18 protein-coding genes and 2 pseudogenes are annotated in these 23,970 nt (G+C 47.5%); 15 read left to right on the top strand and 5 right to left on the bottom strand.

Annotated elements, in window-relative coordinates; translation table 11 throughout:
• Positions 1-101 precede the first annotated feature (101 nt).
• The 9 genes and pseudogenes from NSQ38_RS26115 to NSQ38_RS26075 form a co-directional block, all read left to right on the top strand.
• Positions 102-770, top strand: a pseudogene (locus NSQ38_RS26115) (NAD-dependent epimerase/dehydratase family protein); the annotation flags it as partial.
• A gap of 760 nt (positions 771-1,530) precedes the next feature.
• Entirely contained in the window at positions 1,531-5,148 is a 3,618-nt protein-coding gene (locus NSQ38_RS26110; RefSeq protein WP_339790713.1) for a collagen-like protein, read from the top strand.
• 113 nt (positions 5,149-5,261) lie between these two features.
• Complete coding sequence (locus tag NSQ38_RS26105) at positions 5,262-5,501, top strand: DUF896 domain-containing protein (protein WP_338593434.1); 240 nt, start codon at positions 5,262-5,264, stop codon at positions 5,499-5,501.
• 324 nt (positions 5,502-5,825) lie between these two features.
• Positions 5,826-7,256 carry an NAD(P)-binding domain-containing protein gene (locus tag NSQ38_RS26100; protein WP_339784808.1) on the top strand — a complete coding sequence of 477 codons (1,431 nt, stop codon included), beginning with the start codon at positions 5,826-5,828 and terminating at the stop codon, positions 7,254-7,256.
• Between the two features lie 134 nt (positions 7,257-7,390).
• Entirely contained in the window at positions 7,391-7,876 is a 486-nt protein-coding gene (locus tag NSQ38_RS26095) for a hypothetical protein (protein ID WP_338593438.1), read from the top strand.
• A 239-nt stretch (positions 7,877-8,115) separates the two neighbouring features.
• Positions 8,116-8,862 carry a DeoR/GlpR family DNA-binding transcription regulator gene (locus NSQ38_RS26090; RefSeq protein ID WP_017689448.1) on the top strand — a complete coding sequence of 249 codons (747 nt, stop codon included), beginning with the start codon at positions 8,116-8,118 and terminating at the stop codon, positions 8,860-8,862.
• A 2-nt stretch (positions 8,863-8,864) separates the two neighbouring features.
• Entirely contained in the window at positions 8,865-9,776 is a 912-nt protein-coding gene (pfkB, locus tag NSQ38_RS26085) for a 1-phosphofructokinase (RefSeq protein WP_074094411.1), read from the top strand.
• 90 nt (positions 9,777-9,866) lie between these two features.
• Positions 9,867-11,834, top strand: coding sequence for a fructose-specific PTS transporter subunit EIIC (locus NSQ38_RS26080; protein ID WP_339784806.1), 1,968 nt, complete (start codon positions 9,867-9,869; stop codon positions 11,832-11,834).
• Between the two features lie 200 nt (positions 11,835-12,034).
• A pseudogene (locus tag NSQ38_RS26075) lies at positions 12,035-12,822 on the top strand (class I SAM-dependent methyltransferase).
• Between the two features lie 89 nt (positions 12,823-12,911).
• On the opposite strand, the gene NSQ38_RS26070 reads toward NSQ38_RS26075, so the two are convergent.
• The 3 genes from NSQ38_RS26070 to NSQ38_RS26060 form a co-directional block, all read right to left on the bottom strand.
• Positions 12,912-14,051 carry a zinc-dependent alcohol dehydrogenase gene (locus NSQ38_RS26070; RefSeq protein ID WP_074094414.1) on the bottom strand — a complete coding sequence of 380 codons (1,140 nt, stop codon included), beginning with the start codon at positions 14,049-14,051 and terminating at the stop codon, positions 12,912-12,914.
• A 78-nt stretch (positions 14,052-14,129) separates the two neighbouring features.
• Positions 14,130-15,293, bottom strand: coding sequence for an oxalate decarboxylase family bicupin (locus NSQ38_RS26065; protein WP_339784804.1), 1,164 nt, complete (start codon positions 15,291-15,293; stop codon positions 14,130-14,132).
• Between the two features lie 171 nt (positions 15,294-15,464).
• On the bottom strand, positions 15,465-16,085 hold the full coding sequence (locus tag NSQ38_RS26060) for a GntR family transcriptional regulator (RefSeq protein ID WP_338593451.1): 621 nt from the start codon (positions 16,083-16,085) through the stop codon (positions 15,465-15,467).
• Positions 16,086-16,285: 200 nt separating this feature from the next.
• On the opposite strand from NSQ38_RS26060, the gene garR reads away from it, so the two are divergent.
• The 3 genes from garR to NSQ38_RS26045 all read left to right on the top strand — a co-directional run bounded on the left by garR (position 16,286) and on the right by NSQ38_RS26045 (position 20,111).
• Positions 16,286-17,182, top strand: a complete 897-nt coding sequence (gene garR, locus NSQ38_RS26055; RefSeq protein WP_339784802.1) for a 2-hydroxy-3-oxopropionate reductase — start codon at positions 16,286-16,288, stop codon at positions 17,180-17,182.
• Positions 17,183-17,236: 54 nt separating this feature from the next.
• The gene (locus NSQ38_RS26050; protein WP_339784800.1) at positions 17,237-18,661 is read left to right on the top strand and encodes a four-carbon acid sugar kinase family protein; all 1,425 of its coding nucleotides are present in this window, start codon (positions 17,237-17,239) and stop codon (positions 18,659-18,661) included.
• Positions 18,662-18,752: 91 nt separating this feature from the next.
• Complete coding sequence (locus NSQ38_RS26045) at positions 18,753-20,111, top strand: GntP family permease (RefSeq protein WP_339784798.1); 1,359 nt, start codon at positions 18,753-18,755, stop codon at positions 20,109-20,111.
• A 130-nt stretch (positions 20,112-20,241) separates the two neighbouring features.
• On the opposite strand, the gene NSQ38_RS26040 is transcribed toward NSQ38_RS26045, so the two are convergent.
• Positions 20,242-21,135 (bottom strand): SDR family NAD(P)-dependent oxidoreductase, encoded by an 894-nt coding sequence (locus NSQ38_RS26040; RefSeq protein WP_339784796.1) that lies wholly within the window; start codon positions 21,133-21,135, stop codon positions 20,242-20,244.
• A gap of 172 nt (positions 21,136-21,307) precedes the next feature.
• Here NSQ38_RS26040 and NSQ38_RS26035 point away from each other — a divergent pair, with 172 nt between their 5' ends.
• The gene (locus tag NSQ38_RS26035) at positions 21,308-21,742 is read left to right on the top strand and encodes a MerR family transcriptional regulator (protein WP_249911825.1); all 435 of its coding nucleotides are present in this window, start codon (positions 21,308-21,310) and stop codon (positions 21,740-21,742) included.
• A 64-nt stretch (positions 21,743-21,806) separates the two neighbouring features.
• On the opposite strand, the gene NSQ38_RS26030 is transcribed toward NSQ38_RS26035, so the two are convergent.
• Entirely contained in the window at positions 21,807-22,742 is a 936-nt protein-coding gene (locus tag NSQ38_RS26030) for an AraC family transcriptional regulator (RefSeq protein ID WP_339784794.1), read from the bottom strand.
• 160 nt (positions 22,743-22,902) lie between these two features.
• Between NSQ38_RS26030 and NSQ38_RS26025 the strand changes: the two genes are divergently transcribed.
• Positions 22,903-23,178, top strand: coding sequence for an Atu4866 domain-containing protein (locus NSQ38_RS26025; RefSeq protein WP_339784792.1), 276 nt, complete (start codon positions 22,903-22,905; stop codon positions 23,176-23,178).
• Positions 23,179-23,202: 24 nt separating this feature from the next.
• Positions 23,203-23,940 carry an SDR family oxidoreductase gene (locus tag NSQ38_RS26020; RefSeq protein ID WP_339784790.1) on the top strand — a complete coding sequence of 246 codons (738 nt, stop codon included), beginning with the start codon at positions 23,203-23,205 and terminating at the stop codon, positions 23,938-23,940.
• Positions 23,941-23,970 lie beyond the last annotated feature (30 nt).

Raw genomic sequence — 23,970 nt, 5'->3', positions numbered from 1 at the left:
TTGAATTTTAGTTATTGATCAATCACTAATTGTAATTTATATTGTTTTCAGGTAAGTAATTGATCAATAACTAAATGGGTGAAAGAGGTCGGTATATGATGATAAGAGTGGTGGTAATAGATGGAATCTACCCCTATGGCAGAAGACAAATGAACGAGGTAACAGAAGAACATCCAAAGCAGCCGCATACCCGCAAAGGCAAGACACGACTTGCATATGAACAAATGTTATTCAGCACAAGATGGAGCAGAGCTCAGGTGATGATCGTTCGCTTGCCAGATTATTATGGCCCAACGGCTAATCAGGCCTCTTATCTGGGTTCGACCCTTGAAGCGATAGCGAAAGGTAAGATGGCTTTTTTTATCGGAAATATGAAGGTGCCGAGAGAGTACATCTATTTACCGGATGCTGCAGTCATGGTAGTGGAGCTGGCAAGCAGAGAGACGACGTATGGACAGAACTGGAACATTCCTGGATCGGGGATCATCTCGGGTCATGACATCGTGCGATTGGCACAGAAGGCTGCGGGAAGAAGCAAACCTGTGCTGGCGATAGGAAAAGTAGGATTGTCGGTGATTGGACTAGGTGTACCCGTTATGAAAGAAATTGTAGAAATGTTATATCTGACCGAGGAACCCCTGATCTTGAGTAGACAGAAGTATGAGGAACGGATTGGCCCGGTTGTGGCAACATCTTTTGAAGAAGGAATTGCTTTGACGATTAAGGAGTTGAGTTGCAGGGGGGGGATAGGGAATATATTTTTTAGATAATAGTAATTGATTGATCACTAACTACCCATGAAGGTTTCATAGGTGTATTGAATAGGGGGCGCACAAAGCTAGTCCCGGGCATAGAGTGTACTATTGTAAAATGCGGAGATTGACGTGGTGTACAAGGAGGGGGGATTTTCTTGTGAGCGGTATGTCCAAAAGGAAACGCAAAATTTCCTCAAACAGTACAGGTAAAAGGAAAGCCAAAAAATTAAAAAAGCACTCTATCCCAAAGAAGAAGAGTAAGTCTTGTAAGAAAAGCAGACGTAAATGCAAAAAAAAGAAAAGCCACAGGATTCCTTTCCTTCGCGGCCCACGTGGTTATCGGGGAATGAGAGGATTCACTGGAGCAACAGGTGCGACTGGGTTAACCGGAGACCCTGGGTATCCCGGCATATGGGGAGCAACCTATTTAACAGGACGGACCGGAGTAACTGGAACCACGGGAAGTACCGGAGTTACTGGAGTCACAGGTGCAACAGGAGCTACCGGACTGATGGGCACCACAGGTGTAACTGGAAATACAGGATTTACAGGTCCGACCGGTCCAACGGGTGAGGCGGGAGCAACTGGATCTACAGGAAGCACAGGAGCTACAGGAACAACTGGCGCAACTGGAATTACCGGATTTGGTGTTACAGGCGTGACCGGTGCTACAGGAAATACCGGTATAACCGGCTTTACAGGTCCAACTGGAGTTGCAGGATTAGCTGGGGCTACCGGATTCACTGGAGCAACTGGTTCAACTGGAATTGGTGTGATGGGACTAACAGGATCTACTGGTGAAACAGGATTTACTGGAGCAACGGGCTCAACAGGACCGACTGGTGTAACGGGACCGACAGGGACTACAGGAGAAACTGGGATTACAGGTACGACCGGCTCAACCGGTGAGACAGGTTTGACTGGAACTACTGGTGAGACAGGTATCACCGGAGAGACAGGTTTGACTGGAACTACTGGTGAGACAGGTATCACCGGAGTTACAGGCGCTACAGGATTTACTGGGGAAATAGGAGCAACGGGAAGTACGGGTCCAACTGGAAATACTGGCATAACCGGCACGACAGGGATAACAGGTGCGATCGGCGCAACTGGTGCCACTGGGGAAACGGGACTTACTGGTACGACAGGCCCCACTGGGGGGATCGGGTCTACGGGAGTTACTGGCGTTACGGGTACAGCAGGTACGACTGGACTAACTGGCGCAACTGGTACTAGTGGAGAAACAGGCAACACAGGAACGACAGGAAGTACTGGTACGACCGGAGCGACTGGCGTCACTGGAGAGATGGGTCTAACAGGTATTACGGGTGAGACTGGAGTTACAGGAAGCACTGGTACTTCTGGAACAACAGGAACTACGGGGGCAACTGGATTAACTGGTGTGACGGGGGCAACCGGCACGACTGGTTTGACAGGATTCACCGGAGCGACAGGAAGTACTGGTGAGGCGGGGCTAACAGGAGTTACAGGCACGACTGGTCTAACGGGGCCCACCGGAGTCACTGGCGAAACAGGAATAACCGGAACTACAGGAAGTACTGGAATAACAGGTAATACTGGTGAAACAGGAGTTACAGGTACGACCGGATTACCTGGCGTTACGGGTACCACAGGTGTAACCGGTTCTAGTGGAATTACAGGCCTCACGGGAATTACTGGTGCTACTGGCACTACCGGTATCACAGGTACGACTGGTGTGACAGGACTCACTGGGGCCACTGGTATAAGTGGTGTCACTGGTGAAACAGGACCAACAGGTACAACCGGATTAACTGGCGTTACTGGAATTGCGGGCACAACAGGAACGACTGGAGTAACCGGTGCAACAGGTATTACTGGATTTACAGGCATTACAGGTGCGATCGGAGCAACTGGAGTCACAGGTACGACTGGTGTGTCAGGACCCACCGGGGATACAGGAGTAACGGGAACTACCGGTACCACAGGAGTAACTGGTGTTACCGGAGCAACTGGTGCCACTGGAGAGACGGGTCTAACTGGGAACACCGGCACGACAGGTGTGACAGGACCGACCGGGGCTACTGGAGAAACGGGTACCACCGGAGTTACAGGTGCTACAGGATCTACTGGGGCGATAGGGGCAACGGGAAGTACAGGTACAACCGGCGTTACTGGCATAACAGGTACGACCGGTACTACGGGAGTTACAGGCATAACCGGCAATACTGGTGTAACAGGAGCCACAGGAATTACTGGAGATACAGGTCAAACAGGGGTCACAGGAACGACAGGTGTGACGGGATCAACTGGCGCAACTGGAGAAACGGGGATTTCAGGTGCAACCGGAGTTAGTGGCACAACAGGAATTACCGGAGCTACCGGAATTACGGGTGCTACAGGAAACACGGGGACGACAGGTGTAACTGGAGAAACAGGGTTAACCGGAATCACCGGTGAGACCGGAGCTACCGGACTGACTGGTGTCACTGGGGAAACGGGACTAACAGGATTCACAGGCACGACAGGAGCGACGGGACCGACTGGGGCGAATGGAGCAACCGGAATTACAGGTATCTCGGGAGTGACTGGCGTAACTGGAACGACGGGAATTACGGGAGCCAATGGTGCGACTGGGATCACAGGAACCACGGGTACAGCTGGTGTAACTGGCCCAACAGGTGCGACTGGAGAAACAGGAAGTACAGGTTCCACTGGAGTAACCGGCGCAACCGGAACAACTGGTGCAACTGGAGAGACGGGGCTAACAGGAGTCACAGGTGTCACCGGGGAAACGGGTCTAACTGGAGCTACTGGAAGTACGGGTGCGACGGGAACAACTGGTGTTACAGGTGCAACCGGCACGACTGGCTTAACTGGCGTTACGGGTACAATTGGTGCAACCGGAGCAACAGGCGTCACTGGAGAGACGGGTCTAACTGGGAGCACAGGTACGACTGGAATAACCGGTCCGACAGGCACTACTGGTGTAACAGGAATTACTGGATTTACCGGCACTACGGGTGCCACTGGAGATACAGGTCCAACAGGGGTAACAGGTACGACTGGTGTGACGGGACCCACCGGGGCTACTGGAGCAACAGGAACGACGGGAGTTACTGGTGTAACCGGCGCGACTGGTGCCACTGGCATAACTGGCACAACTGGTGTTACGGGTACAACAGGACCAACCGGAGCCACTGGTGCGACTGGCATAACCGGAGCCACTGGTGCGACTGGCATAACCGGAGTTACAGGTACGACTGGTGCTACTGGAATTACTGGGGCAACCGGTCCAACGGGTATTACTGGTGAAACAGGAATAACCGGCACGACCGGGGTAACTGGCATTACGGGTGTGACTGGAATTACAGGAGCCACCGGCACAACTGGCCAAACTGGAGAGACGGGTGTAACAGGGGTCACAGGTACGACAGGTGTGACGGGACCCACCGGGGCTACTGGAGCAACGGGAACGACGGGAGTTACTGGCGTAACCGGCGCGACTGGTGCCACTGGCATAACCGGCACAACTGGCGTTACGGGTACAACCGGTACGACTGGAGCAACAGGAACCACGGGTATTACTGGCGCGACCGGAGCAGCTGGGGCTACAGGGCTCACAGGTGTAACAGGAGCCACCGGAAGTACTGGTTCAGCAGGAGTTACAGGTATAACTGGCGCGACTGGAGCAACTGGAGAAACAGGAATAACGGGAGCTACAGGACTAACTGGTGTAACTGGGACAACAGGAACTACAGGTGCAACTGGGGTCACTGGGGTTACCGGAGCTACTGGAACTACTGGGGCAACCGGTGTAACGAGTGCAACCGGAGCTACGGGAGCCACTGGAGCAACAGGAATCACAGGAACAACAGGTGCAACCGGGGCCACGGGCTTGACCGGAGCCACTGGACCAACCGGCCCCAATTTTGCAACACAAGGGTTCTCGGCATTCCTGGCTACACTTTCGACAGCAACCAGCACACAGCTAACCAACTGGACGACCACGGCTCCTTATTACGGTAATGCCAACTTCAATGCAACCACAGGAAACTATACCGTCCCGGTAACTGGAAGATATTCGATTGTGGCCACAATCAATTATGCAACGACCGCAGCGATCGCCCTATCACTGGGTGCTGGAGTGAACCCTGCTTTTCTTGTCCAGAGGACATCACCTACGGTTACAACACTGGTTAGTGGTTTATTGCCCGTACTGAATATAGCCGTTACACTACTAACACTACGGGCAGTGCTGGGAAGCGGTGCAGTAACTTTGGCGGTAGAAGTGGCATTGAATGCGGGAGATGTAATTGGACTGTTTTATGCCGCAAACGGGCTGACGATTACGTTGAATCTGGGCAGTGGTGCTACGAATGGCATCGTGTGGTCTGTGCACGAGATCACCTAAAAACTTCTTAACGGATTGCGCGCCTATGGACAAATTCGTGAAGTTGTAATAAGTTAGTTTGAAGATATTCGAAATATCTTTTGGAAAGTGGACTAACAAGTGAGGTGGATTTCATGATTCCTATTTTGGGACGCATTAACGAATTAAGTCGAAAGCAACGCAGCAGCGTTGGTTTGACAAAAGCAGAAAAAAGCGAGCAGCAGGAGCTTAGAAAACAATATTTGCAGGCTATTCGAGGTCAGGTGCTGACTACCATGCTGGCAGTATCCGTTGTAGACCCACTGGGTCATGATGTGACCCCTGAGAAATTAACTAATGAAAAATTGCAGCGCCGTGAACAAACCGGCCAATAGCATTCCCTTTTTGAAGACAGACCAAGGTTACATCTTGGTCTGTCTTTTTTTATTTTCTGCAAATCATCCGTTCAGCAGGAACTGCATCAATAATCCAGTTAGGATTTCGTACGAATTAACAAGCATGTCAGATATTTTTAGTGTTGATGACAATAAAGCTACCGCGAACTTCAAAACATCCCCAATAACTCATATAATAACGCTAATATATTTCAGAAACACAAAGAAAAAGTAAATTATTCTCAATATAACTGACAAAAAACTCACATCAAATAATCAAAGAAAGACTAGTTCATATATGTATCTCGAAAGGGTTGATGAATCATGAGCCTGGAAGCTTTGAATGAACGTGTGAAAAATGATCTGGATTATTTGTCATTTGGAGGCACCAATTGGGTACGTCCAAGAGAACATGCAGATGGTCATGTCTATGATGTAGTCATTGTGGGCGGGGGACAAAGTGGATTAGGGGCAGCATTTGGACTTCTTCGTGAACGGATCTCCAATATTGTTGTCATTGACGAGAATACATCAGGGCTGGAAGGACCTTGGGAGACTTATGCGCGTATGGTTACTCTGCGTACACCCAAGCATCTGACTTCCATCGATCTGGGTATCCCCTCGTTAACCTTTCGCTCATGGTGGGAAGCACAGGTTGGGCCCGAAGGTTGGGAAGAGGTAGATAAAATCCCGCGTGGGGATTGGATGAATTATTTACGCTGGTATCGGGAAGTGCTGAATCTGCCTGTGCTTAATGAGGTGAAATTGACACTGGTTGAGCCAATAGAGGACGGTATACATCGACTTCATGTGAATAAGGCAGGAGCTCAGATGAATGTGATACTTGCTCGCAAAGTAGTGTTTGCTACGGGAATTCAAGGGGGCGGACAGTGGCATGTACCTTCCATGATTGCCGATAGATTACCTCGGGAGCTGTATGCCCATACGTCTGAAGCGATTGATTTTGATCAATTAAAAGGTAAACGGGTTGCAGTGCTTGGCGGCGGCGCTTCGGCTTTTGATAATGCCAGTTATGCGCTTGCCACTGGTGTGGCGGAAGCTCATGTATTTGTACGGCGGGAACAGCTGCCTAGTGTTAATCCTATTCGTCAGATGGAACAATCCGGTATGATCGAGCGATACCACGCTCTTCCGGTTGCTGATAAATATGAAGTGATCTCTCATTTCTTCAAATTCAATCAACCACCAACCAACGATACGTTTAATCGTGCGGCAGCCTGGCCTGGATTCGAACTGCATTTGAACTCGCCTTGGCTGAGTGTAGAAGCGACGGACCAAGGCGCGATTGTGCACACGGCAAAGGGAGCATTTACGTTTGATTTTCTAATTATTAGCACAGGTCTGCTTAGTGATCCGGCACTCCGTCCTGAACTGAAGCTTGTAGAGCCATACATCGCGCGCTGGGAGGACTGTTATCAGGCACCGCCAGAGCATCGCAATGCATTGCTGGATGCACATCCGTATCTGAGTTCGGGGTTTGCAATGACCAGCAGAAGTGAACAGGGTGAGAAACCGTTGCACGGACTGTTTGTATTTAACTACTCTGCACTTGCCAGCTGCGGTCTGTCGGCATCGGCCATATCTGGGACCAAGAGTGCGGTGCCCAAACTGGTCACTGCCATAGCGGATGAATTGTTCCTCGATGATCGGGAGGTTATTTTGCAACAATTCTATGCGTATGAAGAACAGGAATTTACGGCTTCGTGGGTGAAAAGTGGTGCGCTCGCTGAGTAACCGCACTCTATAATATTGTGAACGTGTGGCATCTGATGCTGCACGTTTTTTTGTTTTTCACATGATGAAGGTTACACTTGCCTTTAATTTGTTGTAAAATGTCGGTTGGAACATGTTAAAGGCAGGGATAATAGATGAATGAAATGAACTATGAACAATTTAGAGCCCATTTGAAGAAAGCGTCGCGTAAACGAAATGTACCTTTGATTAAGATCGTTGCATTTCAAGAGAAATACATGAAGATTGAAGAAGTTCAATTTTACGATGTGGAACAAAATCATATGAGTGTTCAGGCTTGCAATACGTTGTGGATGCATCTGGAGAATAAATCTTTCCGTAATATGGTGTCCCAACATTTGCAGTTTTATAGAGACATGGAGAACCTGGGTCGTCATTCCTTTGAGAATCTGATCAAAGAACTATATGATACGTCTGTTCCTGTGCTGCTCGATTACAATCCCGCTCATTATTACACCTCTGGGCAGCTCGCTGAGATTCTGGTCATGGACGAGGAGAGGCTGATTGAACAATTGGAGATGGGCCGCTTCAAGGGGGCATTTATTAATGAGGATGGCAAATGGCTTAAACCTAAACCGGATGTAATGCTTGTAGAGTCATAAACGTCATGAGATTCCCATGAAAAGCAAAATCCTGCAACGCCGCGCATCAAGCGCTGGAGGCTGCAAGATTTTTAATGGAGATTCGAAAGGTTGCGCGTTCAGGAGTCAGAGAAAGGGACGATTGGACAAGGAAATAAGTCGAAAGATGCGGGTTTTTGAATGTTTTTAAATTATTTTGAATGAAAGTGGTTGTTTTTTGAGGAGTTTATGATACTATAGAAGCAGTTGGAGGAATGAAGATGCTGACTGAAGAACGATATGCTGCAATTATAGAGCGCTTACATTTACAGGGAATTGTGAAATTGCAAGAGCTTGTTGATGTGTTAGGTGCTTCTGAATCAACGATTAGACGTGACTTGATCGATCTGGAGAGTCGTCAGATGCTCAAACGCATCCATGGCGGTGCCGCCCTGGTGAATGAAAAAACGCTGGAACCGGGTATGGAAGAAAAAACGTTCAAAAACATTCAACAGAAAACAACGATTGCCCGTTTGGCTGCACAGGAGATCGAAAATGGCGAATGCATATATCTGGATGCAGGAACGACAACGTTAGCCATGATTCCTTTCATTGAAGCTAAGGACGTAACGGTGGTTACCAACGGACTTTCACATGTTGAGGCATTGGTAAGCAAACGTATTCGCAGTTACTTGCTCGGAGGTATGATGAAAATTCATACGAAAGCAGTCATTGGCAGTATCGCATTACAGAACATGGATAACTTCCGTTTTGATAAATGTTTTCTTGGAAGCAACGGAGTTGACCCCGAAATGGGGTATACAACACCTGATCCGGAGGAAGCCTTGATTAAAAGGCGTGCACATCAATTGTCGGGAAAATCTTATGTGCTGGCTGATTCCAGCAAAATAGGGGAAATTACTTTTGCCAAATTGTTTGATTTGGAGGAGGCCGATTTGATTACCGAGCAGATGCCAGAACATTGGCGGCCTGGAATCGCCCAGAAAACTAAAATAATTGAGGGATAACGATGATATATACGATAACACTTAACCCGTCCATTGATTACATCGTGGAAGTGGATGAGCTGAAGCTTGGCGGATTGAATCGAATGAATCGGGATTTGAAGCTCCCTGGAGGCAAGGGCATTAATGTCTCTCGCATACTGAATCAACTTGGAGCAGATAACACGGCCATTGGTTTCCTTGGTGGATTCACAGGACGTTTCATTAATGACAAGTTGCAAGAAGATAACATCCGGACAGACTTTGTCACAATTGCAGACGATACTCGCATTAACATCAAGCTGAAGCATGGAGAAGAGACAGAGATTAATGGTCTTGGACCTGCAATAAGTGCAGAAGAGGCAGAACAGCTGCTTCACAAATTGTCTTCATTGCACAAAGGAGATATTGTCATTCTCTCCGGAAGCGTACCGCCTTCACTTGGAACGGATTTTTATGATCGTCTCATTAAAGTCTGCAAGCATACGGGTGCCGAATTTGTAATTGATACAACGGGCCCTGCGTTAATGGAAGCTCTTGAACATGCACCATTGCTGGTGAAGCCAAATCATCATGAACTGGCTGAACTGTTCGGTGTAACGATTGATACTCGCGAGGAACTGGTGTTATACGGGCGTAAGTTGCTGGAAGCCGGTGCTAAACATGTGTTAATCTCCATGGCAGGAGAGGGTGCACTATTCATTACCAAAGCGGAAGTTCATCATGCAAATGTGCCAAAAGGCACTGTGAAAAACTCGGTTGGTGCCGGTGACTCCATGATTGGCGGATTCGTAGGTACCTATGTACAGAGCGGAGATTTGCTGGAAGCTTTCCGCACAGGGGTTGCATCTGGAAGCGCGACTGCGTTCTCGGATGACCTGGCAACACGTGAACTGATTGACGAATTGCGCAATCAAGTAACCATTACGACGATCTAGTCTAACGGTCATATAAAAGGTTTTCATTGTAATTGTATTGTAGTGAGGCCTGCCTATGCAGGCCGACTGAACTTAAGGGAGTGTACCAAGATGAGAATAACAGACTTGATGATCCAGGAAACGATGATCATGGACCTGCAAGCCACAACCAAAGATGAGGCTATTGATGAACTAATTGCAAGCCTGAACCGAAGCGGACGAATTAATGATCCGGTCCTGTTCAAGGAAATGATCTATAAAAGAGAAGCTGAATCCAGCACGGGGATTGGTGGCGGAATTGCGATGCCACATGCCAAGACAACAGCAGTGAACGAACCAACGGTTGTATTTGCCAAGAGTAGAAAAGGGCTTGATTTTGAAGCGTTGGATGATCAGCCAGCTCATGTGTTCTTCATGATTGCGGCTCCAGAAGGCGCAGGTAATACCCATCTGCGTACGCTTGCAGCTCTTTCCAGGTTGTTGATTGATAGCGATTTCATCTCACAATTGATGAGTACAGATACACCTGCGGAAGTTAGTGCATTGTTTGATGCCAAACAGGCTGAAGCAGCTGAGAAGGAAGCAGCGAAAGAAAAAGCAAAAGCTGAAAAAGCAGCAAATGCCGCATCCACTTCTACTAGTGGTCAGCAACAAAACACTTCTGGTGTGATTGTAGGTAATGCCAATTCGGAAGATTTTGTTGTTGCGGTTACAGCCTGTCCAACAGGGATAGCGCATACGTTTATGGCTGAAGATGCACTTAAAAAGAAAGCTCAGGAAATGGGCATCAATATTCGCGTAGAGACGAACGGTTCCGAAGGAGCACAGAATGTCCTTACGGCTGATGAGATCGCTCGTGCTAAAGGGGTTATCGTTGCCGCAGACAAAAATGTAGAGATGGCACGTTTCGATGGCAAACCGGTATTGCAAAGACCGGTGAGTGATGGAATCCGTAAACCCGAAGAGCTGATTCGCAAAGCTGTTAACGGCGATGCACCGATCTATCGCAGCCAAGGCGGAAATGCCAAGGAAGAGGGAGCAAGCGCTGGTAAGATCAGTGTAGGTAGCAAAATCTATAAAGATCTGATGAATGGTATCTCGCATATGCTGCCATTTGTTGTAGGTGGCGGTATCCTGCTTGCAATCTCCTTCTTGTTTGAACAGATTGCTAGTCCTGAAAATCCGATTGTGCAGCTGCTTCAAACGATTGGTGGCGGAACAGGTGCATTCCACTTCCTGATTCCCGTACTTGCCGGATTTATCGCGATGAGTATTGGTGATCGCCCAGCCCTGATGCCTGGTATGGTCGGTGGATTGATGGCGGTTAACTCAAACGCCGGTTTCCTTGGTGGTTTGGCTGCCGGTTTCCTTGCGGGTTATGTAGTTATTGGTCTTCGTAAGTTGTTCAAAGGGTTGCCAAAAGCGATTGATGGTTTGAAACCAATCTTGCTGTATCCGGTATTTGGTTTGCTGATCGTGGGTGCCATCAGTTTCTATGTCTTTGATCCAATCTTTGGTTCCCTGAACACATGGCTTGTAGATGCGCTTGGTAATCTGGGAACAGGTAATGCGGTATTGCTGGGCTTGCTGCTTGGCGGTATGATGTCCATCGATATGGGTGGACCGTTCAACAAAGCGGCTTACACGTTCGCTATCGGCGTATTCACATCCAGTGGTAACACAGACGGTGCATGGATGGCAGCGGTTATGGCAGGCGGTATGGTGCCTCCTCTGGCGATTGCACTTGCAACAACGTTCTTCAAATCCAAATTTACAGAGCAAGAACGCAAATCAGGCCTGACTAACTATGTACTTGGATTCTCGTTCATTACAGAAGGTGCAATTCCATTTGCTGCGGCTGATCCATTGCGTGTATTAACTTCTTGTATTCTGGGTTCCGCTGTTGCTGGCGGATTGACACAACTGTGGCACATTAATGTACCAGCTCCGCATGGCGGGATCTTTGTTGCAGCACTGGCGAACCACGCAGTATTGTTCCTGCTCGCTGTTGCGATTGGTTCTGTGATCTCCGGTCTGATTCTGGGACTGTGGAAGAAGTCACCAACGCTCGTGAAGTAACAAATATAAGTAACATCTCCTGGGTGAAATTCACTTGGGGGATGTTTTTTTATTTGAGTTTTTTCGTCGCGTAGTGGAAAGTTGCTTCTGAATTTGTGTAAAATGCTTATTTAGCTTTTACATTCATATGTGGTAAAATAAATATAATTATATTTTGAAACTATGTTTCGTCTAATGAAACTTGTGCAGGAGGAATTGGAATGTCTGATGTAATCAAAAGTCAGGTGCAGAAGCAGTTTGCGGAAAATGCAGGAAAATACGTGACGAGTGCGGGGCATGCCAAAGGTGAGGATCTCGCGTTGCTCGTGGCTTCATCTCAAGCCACTCCGGATATGAACGTGCTGGATATCGCCACTGGGGGAGGGCATGTTGCGAATGCTTTGGCTCCACTTGTTCAGCGGGTGACAGCTCTCGATCTAACGGAGGAAATGCTTCAGGCAGCTGAAGCATTTATCCAGGGGAATGGTTACGGTAATGTAGATTTTGTAGCCGGAGATGCAAGAAGCTGCCATTCGATGATGATGTCTTTGACCTGGTGACCTGCCGAATCGCTGCTCACCATTTTCCGGACGTTTCTTCGTTTGTTCATGAGGCATTACGAGTAATGAAGCCCGGTGGAAGGTTGTTATTTATTGACAACGTGGCACCTGAACGTGATGAGAATGACCAGTTTTACAATGAAGTGGAGAAGTGCCGGGATGCAAGCCATGTTCGAGCATGGCGCAAGACGGAATGGATTCATATGCTGGAGTATGCGGGCTTCCGAATGGAAATGATGGTTTCCTTCCAGAAGCGTTTTAAATTTGAAGAATGGTGTAATCGTGCAGCACTGCCGGAACGGGAGAGAGGGGAACTTGAAGCAAGCATGTTGAGTGCACCGTCCATCATCCGGAAATTTTTTAATTTTGAAGTGACAACGAACGGGAAGCTCGACAGCTTCGAAGGAGAAAGTGTGTATATCCAAGCGATTAAACCCACTTATGCCTGATTAGGTGTCGATAAAATAAAACACGCAGAGTACCTTGAACAGGTAGATCTGCTTGTTTTATTTTGCATATTTATATTCAGAGCGACAGTTCAGGGTTTTAGTATAACTTTGGTACATTCGTCTTCATGATCATTGAAAATGCGATACGCATCGCTTGCATTCTCCAGTGAAATCCGATGGGAGATGATCTCCGTTGGATCAAATTCACCAGCAGTGATTTTGCGGAATAATTCAGGCATGTAATGTATAACAGGAGCTTGTCCCATTTTAAGATTGATATTGCGTTCAAACAGATTACCTAACGGGAACATGTTGTAGGAAGAGCCATATACACCCGTAAGTTGAAGAGTACCGAATTTGCGAATGGCCTTCATGCCGATTTCGATCGCGCTCAGTGAACCGCCATGAAGTTTCAGTTTCTGTCCGATTTCTTCCAGCATGTTCTTTTTACCATCCATACCTACACAGTCGATAACAACGTCGGTCCCGCCTTGTGTAATCTCACGAATGTGCTCACCCATATCATCGTAATCTTCGAAATTAAAGATCTCTGCATCATTCAAACGTTTGGCTTTTTCCAGTCGATAGGGCAGGCGATCCACAGCAATAACACGTTTGGCACCTTTCATCCAAGCGAACTTCTGCGTCATCAGCCCAATGGGTCCACTACCGAGTACAGTGACCGTATCTCCCGGTTTAACTCCGGCATTCTCCACGCTCCAATATGCGGTTGGAAGAACATCGGACAGGAACAACAAGGCTTCATCTTCCAGTTCACAGGATTCCGGAATCACAAACGGAGTAAAGTTCCCGTAGGGAACACGCAATAATTCTGCCTGACCTCCGGGGTGATTTCCGTAGCGTTCGGTGAACCCAAAATAACCACCTGTATGAATATCTGGATTGCCATTGGAATTATCGCACTGGCTCTCCATGTCATGATTGCAATAGAAGCATTCACCACAAGCGATGTTAAAAGGCAGGACCACGCGGTCCCCCTTCTTCACACGTGTCACTTCCGGACCTACTTCTTCTACAATGCCCATCGGTTCATGACCGATAACGTAATCTTTGGCAGCTGGCAGAGCTCCCTGATAAATATGCAAATCTGATCCACATATAGCCGTGGAAGTAATACGAACGATAATGTCATCCTTCTGTTGCAGTTTGGGGTCTTCAACCTCTTTGACTTGAATATCCTTGATTCCCTGAAACGTAACAGCTCTCATCTTCATATTCCTCCTTATATAGTGGGATTCTCTGACAATTACCCCATTTCAGCACAAATGATAGAGGTGCATACTAAATTAAACAACAGGCCATTTCACTTTACGCAAGGCATCGAGCAACTCAGGCGGTGCATTTAGATTGTCACGGACCAAATCCCGAGGGGTTAATGCCATCCACTGATTCAGCGAGACATCCTCAAAGCGATCGCTTCGGAATATCTCCAAAAACCATAAAGTGTCTGTACCGGTATTCTGTATATAGTGTCCCATTGCGACAGGAACATATCCGACATCTCCAGCCCGATAATCAAATGTGCGAGCAATGCCATTGCCTCCAAAGACGGTCATTCTTCCTTGTCCTGTCAGATAGTATTGCCATTCATCTGCATTAGGATGCCAGTGCAGTTCACGCATGGCGCCAGGTTGGATCTCAACGAGGGCGGCTGCAACGGTAGTTGAGATGGGGAAGTTGGTGGAGTCGACAATCCGTACACTTCCGCCAGGTGTAATGAGCGGTTCTTGGGCCAGCAATCGGTGTTTGAATGTGGGAGGAACGGTACCGTATGGGGATTGAACTTCCTGGCTCTCGATGGAACTCGGGACAGTATCTTGGAAAATGTACACCTGTTCTTTCGGCATTGACTGAAAAGCGGATTCGGGTACGCCGAAATTTACAGACAATACCTCTGGTGGCGTATGAGCAAACCAATCGGATATGGATAACGTATTCAGATCGGAGAAGGACCCGTCATCAAACACAAGCAGAAATTCACAACCATCCTCCAGCCCCTGAATGGAATGGGGTAGACCTTTGGGGAAAAACCAGAGATCGCCAGGCCCGACATCCGCAATAAAATTACGTCCTTTCTGATCTACCGAAGTGATTCTTGCCGTTCCCCAGATCATATAGGCCCACTCGGATTGTTGATGCCAGTGTAATTCCCGTACACCTCCGGGTGTCAGGCTCATGTTCACACCAGCCAGTGTAGTGGCAATAGGGAGATCCCGTACGGTGATTTCACGTGACCAACCGCCATGGTTCAATTGCATATGTGTATCGGAAAAAGACATTCTCAGATTGGGCAATAACCCATTATCGGTTGCTGGAGGTACCAGCATATCGGGGTTTTGTCTATCTCTCATGACGTCTCTGGGTCCCAGGTCAGGTCCTCCAGCGCCATCACTACGAATGGGTTGCGGGATAAGCATTGGTTTCTCGTTTGGTTGTTGTCCTTTGGTCATTGAGTGATCCCTCCAGATTCAATAACATGTCACACGCGACATTGTATCGTTATGTTTACACCTATGAATCAGGGCCTGGATAATATGAGGGACAAACGACAAAAAAGACGTGACCGCATGCGGTCACGTCTTTATACGTATGTGAGAAAGTCGAACAATCCATGAATCCGGTTATCGAATCAAATGAAGGCAGAATTCCAGATCGGATTGCAGGTGTTCTTTCATCAGCCGTTCGGCAGTCTGCCCGTCATGTGCTTTGATCGCTTCGCAAATCTGATGATGCTCTTCAATGAGGAAGGGGCGCTGATAATATACAACCGTCTGCCGGAATAGATAAATGACGGATTGCATTTTATCGAACAGATCAATCATCAATGCATTATTACTCGCGCGCATGATGATTTCGTGAAACTCTTTATTGGCTTCCATAATCTCTTCTTTGCTTCCGGTATGTCCCACGTGCACGCAATGCTCAAGAGCCGTCACTTCCTGTGCAGATAAGAAGGCAGCAGCGCATTGTGCCGCATGTCCCTCCAGTAACTTTCGTAATTCAAACGTATTTCTCAGATCGGTCTCGGTTAGCTTGACGACCCGTTTGTTCACGACTAATCCTTCCTGTTCCAGGCGGCGGATGGATTCTCGGATCGGAGTCCGGCTGACATTAAGATCGGTCGCCAGCTTCTCTTCCACAAGTTTGGTTCCCGGAGAAAGGGTACCTTGCAAAATCATGTCCCGCAGCACTTCATAGGCCTGCTGATAGGCTGGGCGGGACTTGTCCGTACTTGGTTGCATTGTATTTCACCTCTACCTTTACTTTAGCGAAAATGAAGGCAATAAACAACAAGATAAAAAACCGAATTTTAAATTTCGGATACATAAATAATAAAATTGTATACAAAAATTAAAATGTTGTGTACAATAACGAATGTGAACAGCAATGATAGCGATTACAAGAGTGAAAAGCGAAGAATTTAGGCTGGAGGGATTGCAAGATGAAGAAACGAATTGGATTTATTGGACTTGGTATTATGGGACGTCCTATGTCATTGAACCTGATCCGGGCGGGCTATGATGTAAGCGTATACGATATTAATCAGACGGCTGTGATGTCATTGGCTGATGCGGGAGCGCGAGGCGCAGCATCTCCAAAAGAGGTAGCTGAACATAGTGATGTCATCTTCACAATGCTGCCCAATTCAGAGCATGTTCGCAGCGTAATCACAAGTGAACAAGGTGTGCTTGCAGGAGCCAATAAGGGAAGCATCATTATCGATATGAGCTCCATCTCACCGGTCGTTTCCAAAGAGCTGGCTCAGCTTGTATCCCAATCGGGATTATATATGTTGGATGCACCTGTAAGTGGTGGGGAACCCAAAGCTATAGATGGCACACTCGCCATCATGGTGGGTGGCAATGAAATGATTTTTGAATCTGTGAAAGAAGTTCTGCAAGTGGTCGGACAGGATGTAACACGAGTGGGGGATAATGGCTCCGGTGCAACCGCCAAGCTGGCGAATCAGATTATCGTGAACCTGAATATTGCCGCCATGTCCGAAGCGCTTGTATTTGCAGCGAAGGCTGGTATCGATGTGGAGAAGATGTATCAGGCGATCCGCAGCGGGCTTGCTGGAAGTGCGGTACTGGATGCAAAAGTACCACTCATTCTGGATCGTAACTTTGTCGCTGGAGGACGGATTGATATTAACCTCAAAGACATGACCAATGTGATGGAAACGGCACATGATATCGGGGTTCCTTTACCACTCAGCAGTCAGTTGCTGGAGATCTTCCATGCACTGAAGATTGATGGTAAAGCCGCGGATGACCATGGCGGAATCGTTCAATATTTTGAGAAACTCGCAGGTGTAGAAGTGAGTCGCACCCAATAAAAAATTTAAAAAAGAAAAATAATTTTAATAGATATAGATATGAGGTGGAGAGACATGACCTATCAAACGTTATCGGATATCCCCGCAGCTCTTCGGACGGACAACTCTTCTGAAGGATTGCGAGGACAGATTAAACAATTGCAGGATGCGAGGGCACGCAAAATTATCGTGCTGGATGATGACCCAACTGGTGTACAGACGGTTCATGATATTGATGTGTTGACGCAGTGGGACAAGCCACTGTTGCAGGAGGCATTTCGATCCTCTGAATCGTTATTCTATATTTTGACCAATACACGAGGGCTGGATGCAGATTCAGCGGAACGTATTAATCGGGAGATTGCCCGCAATGTGCAAGAGGTTGCAGCAGAGGAAGGAACGAGCTTCACCTTTGTCAGTCGTAGTGACTCCATGCTGCGTGGGTATTATCCGCTGGAGACGGATGTACTGGCCGAAGAAGTGGCGCGTGTCAGCGGACGTGCATATGACGGACAACTGATTATTCCAGCATTCTTTGAGGCAGGACGGGTTACGATAGGCAACACGCATTATATGGTCGAAGGTGAACAGTTGATTCCAGTTCATGAGACGGAATTTGCCAAGGATAAAGTATTCGGGTATGAGCATGGAGATCTGCCATCATGGGTCGAGGAGAAGACTTCAGGCCGTATTCAGGCTAGTCGCTGCCTTACCATTTCACTGGAGGAGATTCGTCAAGGTGTCGATATGGTCAAAGCAATTTTGCTGAAAGCCGAGGGCAATGTACCGATCATTGTGAATGCGCTCTCTTATGCAGACATGGATGTACTTTCTCTGGCTTTGCTGCAAGCGGAGGATGAGGGTAAAGCTTTTATTTTCCGGACGGCGGCTTCCTTTGTCAAATCGTATGCAGGCATCTCGGATCAGGCATTTCTGCCAAAAGAACAGCTGATCGCAAGCGGACAGGAACAGCATGGAGGTATTGTTGTTGTTGGTTCCTATGTACAGAAGACGACACGTCAACTGGAACAACTGCTTACGTTTCCAGGCATCATAAGTCTGGAGATCGATGTGGAGCGTGTATTAACGCCGGATGGATATACCGAGGAGATTGGACGAGTTATTGGGGAAGCGAACAGGCAGCTTGCGGAGGGGAACAATGTTGTTGTATACAGCAGCCGTAAGCTCATCACCGTCGAAGGACATGAGGGTAATTTCAAGATCAGTCAGACGGTATCGTCAGCTTTGGTCGAGATTGTGCAATCCCTTGAAGTCGTGCCAAAGTTCATTATTGCCAAAGGTGGCATTACATCCAGTGATGTGGCAACAAAAGGTCTGGCCATACGTAAAGCAAGGGTACTTGGTCAGGTGGCTGCGGGTATTCCGGTATGGTTGACAGGGGAAGAAGCCAAATTCAATGGTATCCCATATATCGTGTTTCCGGGAAATGTTGGCGGGGAAAAAGCCCTTCTGGAAACGGTTGAGAAGATCGAAGCTTAAGCTTATTACGAAGGCGCGCAGTGTAAAGGTCTTTTGACCAGTGTAATACCGCGTGCTGACACAACATAACAACTTGGGGGAGGCTATTCGGATGTATTCCGTATTCGGTCTTAGTCATGATGCAAGTCTGCTGCTCTACGCACTGATATCCATTCTTGGTTTGATCTTGTTGATTGCCAAATTTAAAATGAATCCGTTTGTTGCCCTGATTGTGGGCGCTGTCTTTATGGGATTGATCTCGGGTATGCCGTTCACGGATATCGTGAAGTCTTATCAGGAAGGTGTTGCAAGCGTTCTCGGATTTATCGCAATAGTTCTGGGACTTGGAACGATGCTCGGTAAACTTATGGCCGAGTCGGGTGGTGCCGAACGAATAGCCCAGACACTCGTACGTGTCTTCGGGGAGAAGAATGTACACTGGGCGATGATGGTTGTTGCGCTGATCTGTGGTATTCCGGTATTTATCCAGGTCGGGATCGTGTTACTCTTCCCGCTGGTATTTGTTATTGCGAAGCATACAGGAACATCACTTATCAAAATCGGACTTTCACTTGTCGCGGGTCTTGCCGTAGTACACAGTCTGATTCCGCCTCATCCGGCGGCGATGCTTGCTGTAGGAATCTTCAATGCGGATGTTGGTAAAACGATATTCCTGGCTCTGATTGTATCCCTTCCAGCCGCAGCGATTGCAGGTCCACTCTATGGAACATGGATTTCCAAGCGGATCAAAGTTGAGACCTCAAGTGAGCTGATGGAACAGTTCACCGAGACCAAAGATCGGGAACTGCCTGGTTTCGGTATCACCCTCTTTACGATTTTGCTTCCGGTTATCCTGATGTTGCTCGCTACGATTGTGGATCTGATTTTGCCAGAGACGAACGCGTTCCGTCAGGTCGTTGATTTCATCGGTAGTCCAATTATTGCACTGCTGCTGGCTTTGCTCTTTGCCTTCTATTCCTTTGGATATGCACGTGGTTTCAGCAAACAGCAGATATTGAAATATACAAATGATTGCCTCGGTCCAGTGGCTTCGATCATCTTGCTGATTGGTGCAGGGGGCGGATTCAACCGCATCCTGACAGCCAGTGGTGTAGGTGATGCGATAGCGGGATTTGCCCAAAGTGCGCATCTGTCGCCACTCGTACTGGCCTTTGTCATTGCCGGATTGATTCGTGCAGCGGTAGGCTCAGCTACGGTGGCGATGACAACAGCAGCGGGTATTGTGGCTCCAATCGCCATGACGATGCCGGGGGTAAGCCCTGAATTGCTGGTACTCGCAACGGGTGCGGGTTCGATTATTTTGTCCCATGTCAATGATTCGGGCTTCTGGATTGTCAAAGAGTATCTGAACCTGTCTGTGCCTCAGACGCTCAAGACATGGACGGTTATGGAGACCATTCTCGGATTTGCCGCCTTTGGCATGGTGTTATTATTGAGTGTATTTATCTAACTGGAAAAAACGTCATGTGGGCTTTACGAAAATGAAGTAAAGCCCACATGACCTATAAAGTCCACAATACCGATAAAGCCCATAAACCTAAAAACACGCCGCTTTGGCGTGTTTTTGTTATCTTTACTACTCACGATCCGTCATGATTAAGATAGGTTGGTTGCAGGCTTCCCGACTGCGTTGTACGAAAACGCTTCTCATAAATCTCGTTTACCCGCTTTAAAACGGCAGGGCCTTGCTCTGTAAAACGAAGTACTGCCGCTTTATTTTTCACCAGAAATGTACCGGATTCATGTCTGGTGGGTGATAAAGCCGCACTGTAGAGCAATGAAGCACCGTGACTTGGATGAGGGAAGAACCATTTCATAATGGGTTTGATATAGAAGGGCAGGCCGGATGTTTTGTTGCCCCTTAGCGTATTATTTCCACCGGGATCTACGCTTAGCAGTTGTATGCCATCCGCACTGGCAGATTTGGCAACCTCGCGTGTCCATAGAGATAAGCCGAGCTTCGAGGTGGCATAAGGACCAAACAGTTTTTTGAATTCGGCTGGACGTTCCAGGATGTTCATATCAAATTGTCTGACCATATTGAACGAGGTGGTGGAAGTATTAATAACTGTTTTCATCTGTCCTTTGAGTAATAGCTCAACTAATTCCATGTAGATGATGTAAGGGACTACCGTCTGAAGTTCAAAGTGTAGTTCATGCCCCTGATCAGAGAAATGAAGTTCGGCAGCGCTGCCTCCGGCATTGTTAAACAAGACATCGATCGAATCGGTATCGGATTTAATCTGATCTAGTGCAGTTCTCAGACTGTCGTAGTTGGTCAGGTTAGCTTGAACCCAACGGAGTTGACCCGAACGTAATGCGTTCTGAATATCGGTATCCTCGGATGGGAAAGAAGAGCGGTTGAGACCGATTACCTGCCATCCTTCAGCCAGTAACTTGCGTGTTAGTTCAAGACCAATGCCTGACGTTGAACCTGTGATGAGAGCGGTGCGAAGCTGATTTTGTATATTCATATATACCTCCAGATAGAGTGGGATTACAGAACGAATCTGTATGCTGCGCTCATTCTATAACTTGGAGTCGACTCCAAGTCAAGAGGTGTTGGGATGGAATGGATCATGCTTGACTTGGAGTCAGCTCCAAGTTGTAATATGTAGAGAAATGAATGTGGAGGAGGCCCATATGATGAGCGAGAAAGAAGTATTCTCCATTAAAGAAACGTCAGAACAGGCCGGATTATCAGAAGATACAATTCGTTATTATGAGAAGATTGGGCTGCTTCCTCGAGCGGAACGCAAAGCCAATCGCCATCGGGTATATCGCTCGGAGGATATCCATACGATGAAGTTGATCACTTGCCTGAAAAAAACAGGAATGTCTCTGGAGGAAATGAAGCCTTATTTACAAATGTCCATGGATTCCGATCTCGCAGATTTCCCGGATGAACGGGAGATGCTGGTGAATCACCGAAAGAAAGTTGAAGCACAGATTGCTTCGCTACAGCAAGTCGTTGATTTTATCGATGAGAAGTTGGAGAAACGAAGTATGTATCCTGATGAATGTCCTATTACCGGGGAGAACCAGTTGTCTGTTTTTGAAAAACAGAACATATTCTCTTGATGGCGCTGCTGCCTATTTAAATCTGAAAACCCACGTCATGATGACGCGGGTCTTTTTGTTGTTTCTAGTTTTTAATATCGAGTGTATGACGAAGTCGTTTGATATCGCTTTTGGGAGGTAGACCATACATGCGGGCATACTCCCGGCTGAATTGAGACGGACTTTCATAGCCAACCTGGAACGCAGCGTCGGCGGCATCGGTTGAACCTGCAAGCAGCATTCGCCGGGCTTCATGCAATCGAATTTGTTTCTGGAATTGCAAAGGGCTCATGGCGGTAATGGCTTTGAAATGATGATGTAATGAGGAAGAACTCATGTTAATCATGGCAGCAAGTTGCTCAATCCGAAGTGGCTTGGCGTAATCGGATTGGATGACTTCGATCACCTCGGCGATGTGCTGTGCATGACTGTCCTGAATCGCAAACTGCTTGATGGAATGTCCATGTTCATCCTGAATAATACGATATAGAATCTCGCGGATAAACATAGGGGCAAGGACGGGAATGTCTTCAGGTGTATCCAGCAGCCGAACCAATCGGATCACAGCTTCAAGAAGGGAAGGTTTGGTTGAGCTAACAAACAGCCCTCTTCGTGTTGAATGGTCAGGTTTGGGTTGTGCAGAAGGCGTATCCTGAATCAGATCGAATATCTGTCCTGAATCAAAATCCAGTCGAACACATAGATAGGGATGTTTGGTTGTAGCCTTTACAACCTGCCCTGAAATAGGCAAGTTTACGGAAGCTACCAAGTACTGTGACAAGTCGTAGGTGTAGCTCTCGCGGCCGAGTATAACTAATTTGGAACCTTGGGCGACAATGCAGAGGGCAGGCTGATGAACGGAATATATGGGGTGTGAGATTTCGGAGGCACGGATTAAGGCAAGGGATGGAATTTCTGTTGTATGTATCCCATCATTTGGGGTGAAATGCTCAATGAGTTGAGCCAATTGTTGCTGCTGCTCCGTGATGCTCGTATCCGTTTCATTTGTTTTGATAAGCATGAATGGTAGCCCCCCTTGTAAACCACTATTACTATTATTTTAAAATGCTCTGGAGGAATAGGCAAGAATACTGTGGGATTTTTCTATCGTACAACGACTGATCCTCTACATAATGGAGATAAGCAACGGAATCTTTTGAAGCAGAGAGGAGTGAGAAACGATGGGACGCAATTCAATGGGTGACCAACAAGAACCAAAACACCCGTATGTGGGGATGTGGGTCACGAAGGATGGATATATCAGACACGAACTTCTTCCTTGCGGTAGATATGATGAAGCGAGAGGGGATCGGCAAAGTGCATATCAGGGTCACTATGTTGTTCATGGGAAACATATAGAATACGTGGATGATACGGGATTTACAGCGGATGGAGACTTCAGGGGCGGCGTTTTGTATCATGCAGGCATGGTTTTGTATAGAGAAAACGTACAATAACAACCAAATAAGGAGCGATTTAATATGTCCAATGTAAAAGGGAAAGTTGTTGTCATTACCGGTGCGAGTAGTGGAATTGGTGAGTCAACAGCTCGATTGCTTGCACAGCATGGAGCACATGTAGTTATTGGAGCTAGACGTATCGAACGTTTGGAGGCATTGGCCTCCTCGATTCGTATGGAAGGCGGATCGGTGGAGTATCATTCGCTGGATGTTACCAGATTGGAAGAGATGCAAACGATCGTTGACCTCGCTCAAACTCGCTATGGACGTATCGATGTTATTTTAAATAACGCTGGAGTCATGCCGCTATCTCCCCTTGATTCGTTAAGAGTAGATGAGTGGAATCGCATGATCGATGTTAACATTCGTGGTGTTCTGCATGGCATTGCGGCTGGACTGCCCGTCATGAAAAAGCAGGGTTTCGGCCAGTTTATTAATATCGCCTCTATTGGAGCCTATGCCGTGTCACCAACGGCAGCGGTGTATTGTGCAACCAAATACGCGGTCCGCGCCATCTCGGAGGGGTTGCGACAGGAAGTAGGCGGAGATATCCGTGTAACTCTTGTATCACCGGGCGTGACGGAATCAGAACTCGCGGATACGATCTCTGATGAAGAAGCACGTGATCTCATGAAAGAGTATCGACGCATATCCATTCCCGCCTCGGCGATTGCGCAAAGTATCTTGTTCGCCATTAGCCAGCCGGCTGAGGTGGACGTAAATGAGATTGTAGTGAGACCGACAGCAAGCATGGCTTAAGTTCGGATCCTCTTTTGGTATATAATAGGT

It is taken from the genome of Paenibacillus sp. FSL R7-0313 (assembly GCF_037969885.1).
Lineage (GTDB): Bacteria > Bacillota > Bacilli > Paenibacillales > Paenibacillaceae > Paenibacillus.
The sequence above is the reverse complement of the archived record's forward strand: the minus strand, read 5'-3'. Positions and strand labels throughout refer to the sequence as shown.

What these genes read in the sequence shown, in the direction of transcription:
- NSQ38_RS26110 (WP_339790713.1), top strand. Translation starts at nt 1,531, where the DNA reads ATGGGACTAACAGGATCTACTGGTGAAACAGGATTTACTGGAGCAACG.
- NSQ38_RS26105 (WP_338593434.1), top strand. Translation starts at nt 5,262, where the DNA reads ATGATTCCTATTTTGGGACGCATTAACGAATTAAGTCGAAAGCAACGC.
- NSQ38_RS26100 (WP_339784808.1), top strand. Translation starts at nt 5,826, where the DNA reads ATGAGCCTGGAAGCTTTGAATGAACGTGTGAAAAATGATCTGGATTAT.
- NSQ38_RS26095 (WP_338593438.1), top strand. Translation starts at nt 7,391, where the DNA reads ATGAATGAAATGAACTATGAACAATTTAGAGCCCATTTGAAGAAAGCG.
- NSQ38_RS26090 (WP_017689448.1), top strand. Translation starts at nt 8,116, where the DNA reads ATGCTGACTGAAGAACGATATGCTGCAATTATAGAGCGCTTACATTTA.
- pfkB (WP_074094411.1), top strand. Translation starts at nt 8,865, where the DNA reads ATGATATATACGATAACACTTAACCCGTCCATTGATTACATCGTGGAA.
- NSQ38_RS26080 (WP_339784806.1), top strand. Translation starts at nt 9,867, where the DNA reads ATGAGAATAACAGACTTGATGATCCAGGAAACGATGATCATGGACCTG.
- NSQ38_RS26070 (WP_074094414.1), bottom strand. Translation starts at nt 14,051, where the DNA reads ATGAGAGCTGTTACGTTTCAGGGAATCAAGGATATTCAAGTCAAAGAG.
- NSQ38_RS26065 (WP_339784804.1), bottom strand. Translation starts at nt 15,293, where the DNA reads ATGACCAAAGGACAACAACCAAACGAGAAACCAATGCTTATCCCGCAA.
- NSQ38_RS26060 (WP_338593451.1), bottom strand. Translation starts at nt 16,085, where the DNA reads ATGCAACCAAGTACGGACAAGTCCCGCCCAGCCTATCAGCAGGCCTAT.
- garR (WP_339784802.1), top strand. Translation starts at nt 16,286, where the DNA reads ATGAAGAAACGAATTGGATTTATTGGACTTGGTATTATGGGACGTCCT.
- NSQ38_RS26050 (WP_339784800.1), top strand. Translation starts at nt 17,237, where the DNA reads ATGACCTATCAAACGTTATCGGATATCCCCGCAGCTCTTCGGACGGAC.
- NSQ38_RS26045 (WP_339784798.1), top strand. Translation starts at nt 18,753, where the DNA reads ATGTATTCCGTATTCGGTCTTAGTCATGATGCAAGTCTGCTGCTCTAC.
- NSQ38_RS26040 (WP_339784796.1), bottom strand. Translation starts at nt 21,135, where the DNA reads ATGAATATACAAAATCAGCTTCGCACCGCTCTCATCACAGGTTCAACG.
- NSQ38_RS26035 (WP_249911825.1), top strand. Translation starts at nt 21,308, where the DNA reads ATGAGCGAGAAAGAAGTATTCTCCATTAAAGAAACGTCAGAACAGGCC.
- NSQ38_RS26030 (WP_339784794.1), bottom strand. Translation starts at nt 22,742, where the DNA reads ATGCTTATCAAAACAAATGAAACGGATACGAGCATCACGGAGCAGCAG.
- NSQ38_RS26025 (WP_339784792.1), top strand. Translation starts at nt 22,903, where the DNA reads ATGGGACGCAATTCAATGGGTGACCAACAAGAACCAAAACACCCGTAT.
- NSQ38_RS26020 (WP_339784790.1), top strand. Translation starts at nt 23,203, where the DNA reads ATGTCCAATGTAAAAGGGAAAGTTGTTGTCATTACCGGTGCGAGTAGT.